General features: G+C 42.3%; 2 protein-coding genes. Both read right to left on the bottom strand.

Annotated elements, in window-relative coordinates; genetic code table 11:
* Positions 1–1,671, bottom strand: a 1,671-nt coding sequence (locus V7K60_RS22355) for a penicillin acylase family protein (RefSeq protein ID WP_334928450.1), incomplete at its 3' end; no start/stop codon positions are given.
* Between the two features lie 108 nt (positions 1,672–1,779).
* Complete coding sequence (locus V7K60_RS22350; protein WP_334928448.1) at positions 1,780–2,580, bottom strand: ABC transporter permease; 801 nt, start codon at positions 2,578–2,580, stop codon at positions 1,780–1,782.
* Positions 2,581–2,781: the final 201 nt, after the last annotated feature.

Raw genomic sequence — 2,781 nt, 5'->3', positions numbered from 1 at the left:
AAACGTCCGGATATTCCTATGTTTATTGTCTAGTTGTTTGGCGCTTGGCACGGCTGCGCCGCGCCCTCGCTTGTGACAGTTGCGTAAGTCCTGATATTCATCCGTCCAACCAGGAACGGGGTAACGCCCATCTCCCTTAGCGCGGATGGGGAATTTACCAGGCATTTGGTAGCCAATATTGCCATCAATGTCAGCGTAGACCAAGTTTTGAGCCGGGACATCATAATTGCTGGCAGCAGTGCGAAATTCCTGCCAGTTTTGAGCACGATTAATTTGGGGAATGGCATACCCTAGTTTGGAAGGTGCTAAGGCTGTCCAGCGTAGGGCTACGGCGTAGTTTTGCGGTAATTTTAGCGGCTGACTTGGCTTGAATTGCTTCAGATTGGGCGAAACATCAGAGAGAATCGGCCCGTGTTGGGTATAGCGCACCGTTTGGACAATCGGCTGACTTCCGGCTATTTGAATCGTCTCTTGCACGAGTTGCATATCAACCCACTTGCCATTCACCTCATACTGATTGGGGTTTTTTGGGTTGATTTTCTCGATGTATAAATCCATTACATCAGATTGTACATTGGTGACACCCCAGGCAATGCGATCGCTATGACCGATAATTACTCCAATCATTCCTGCAAAGGAAAAGCCAGAAACGTTGTAGGGACATTCTGCACTTTTGGGTGTACAGTGCAAACCAACCTCATACCAGATAGAGGGTATTTGCACACCTAAGTGGGGGTCATTCGCCAAGATTGGCTTACCTGTTGCCGTCCGCTGACCAGATATTACCCAGTTGTTTGAGCCAATACCTATTCCTGTAGGCCCAATGAGTTGTTCTAAAGCCATCATTGGCTTAGTAATTGACTCTAAGGCAGGTAATACATCTGGAGAATTGAGAAGGACTTCAACATTATTGTCCCTCTCTTCTGCTGCTTCCCCTATTTCTTGCTGCAACTCAGGTAAAATGACTGGCAAGTCTTTAGGGTAAGGTGGAAAAAGTTCCTCTACTTGATTTGGGTTAAGGGTTTTGAGCAAAATAGCACGTTCAATTTCGTTCTCGAAATTTCTCCCCAAATCGTAAGCCATTACCTTACCCCAAGTCAGAGAATGCAGTATTTGCCAAGGTTCTGGCTTATACCCAGGATTGAGGAATTTTAGCACAGCGTATTCTAGACTCAGGGCGCTGCCTTGATGCTCTGCCAAATAGCCATTGACACCATCGGCGTAAGCTTCCAGGTATGCCTTCATCTCTGCATTAATTTCCTGAATTTCTTGCTGCGCCACCCTTGCCCAACCCATTGTCCGCAGATATTTATCAGTATTAACCTGAGAAGAACCAAACATTTCTGAGAGTCGCCCGGAACCAATGTGTCGCCAAAAGTCCATTTGCCAAAAGCGGTCTTGGGCGTGGATATAACCTTGCGCCATAAATAAATCATGAGAATTGGCAGCATAAATATGGGGAATTCCCCATTTATCATGCTGGACAGTTACTTCAGCTTTCAGTTCAAATAATTGAATTGTGCCACTCTCTTGAGCAAAGGATTGACGCACAGTGTAGGTGACAAATCCCACTAACAATAGCCCTAGTACTAACAGGAAAATCAGAGTAATTTTGAGTCTTTTACGTAACCAACCTTTCCTGGAGTTTTTCATGTGAGCTTCTTGTGGCATTGTTTAGTGAAATCAGGCAATACTACAGGGTATTAAATCAGAATCTTTAGAAAAGTGCGATCTGCTAATTTAAAATACGCCTGAGTACACAGCTACAATTTTGTTGTACTAGCTGCCAGTAGAACAATAGTATCGCTCTCCTATTTTCCAAAGCTTGAGCGCAACCATCAGAAAGATAATGCCTGCGATTGGCGAAACATAACAAAACCACAAAGGCACTGAAAACGCATCTTCTTTTTCAAGTACTGCAAGCAAAGGAAAATAGCTGACGCAAGCAAGCGGTATCAAGAAAGTAAAAAATCGCTGAAACCACTTGCTATAAATTGCAAGAGGATACTGAGCCGTTTCGACTCCTCCATAAGTTAGGATATTCATAATTTCGAGAGATTCAATAGTCCAGAATGTCAGGGTTGCTTGCATAATGACAATGCCAACAAAGAGTGCAACTCCACCAAAAAATGAAATACCTAAAAGCCATAAAATTTTAAAAGTTAAAGGGATGTGGAGAGATGAAAGTGACCACCCCATAACAACAATTCCTTGAAAAAATCTTCCGATTCGTTTCAAAGTAAACTCTTTCCCTAAAAGTTGAAGTGCTGTGGTGCGTGGACGAACAAGTAAACGGTCAAAGTCTCCACTTTTAATTATTGTTGTAAATGAGTCAAACCCTTTGCCAAGGGCATCAGCACAGGCAAAAGAAATATTAACTATTCCATAAAAGATAGCAACTTCATTCAAAGTCCATGTACCAATACTATTAAAACGGCTAAAAAGTGCCCAAACTCCAAAAAATTCAACAGCAGTTCCTAAAAGCTGCCCCATGACTTGCAGCCAGAAGGAAACTTTGTACTGCATTTGCGACTTGAAAGATACAGAAATATATCGAAGGTAAAGTAAAAAATCATTCATAGCCGCTTTGTGATTTTTATCTAAAATCAATTACCTAACTTAGCTTCCTGCTTGACAAAATTACGAATTATGTAGCTTGCTTCTCGCCGGAGGCGAGTATTACGAATTATATCATGTTCGCATAATCGCTTATGATAAAAGTCAAGAGTGCATCTATGAACTATGCCGAAACGGATCAATATAGCGACACATTTAAATATT

Origin of the sequence: Nostoc sp. (genome assembly GCF_036917555.1) — a bacterium.
Classification (GTDB): Bacteria; Cyanobacteriota; Cyanobacteriia; order Cyanobacteriales; family Nostocaceae; genus Nostoc.
The sequence above is the reverse complement of the archived record's forward strand: the minus strand, read 5'-3'. Positions and strand labels throughout refer to the sequence as shown.

What these genes read in the sequence shown, in the direction of transcription:
- V7K60_RS22350 (WP_334928448.1), bottom strand. Translation starts at nt 2,580, where the DNA reads ATGAATGATTTTTTACTTTACCTTCGATATATTTCTGTATCTTTCAAG.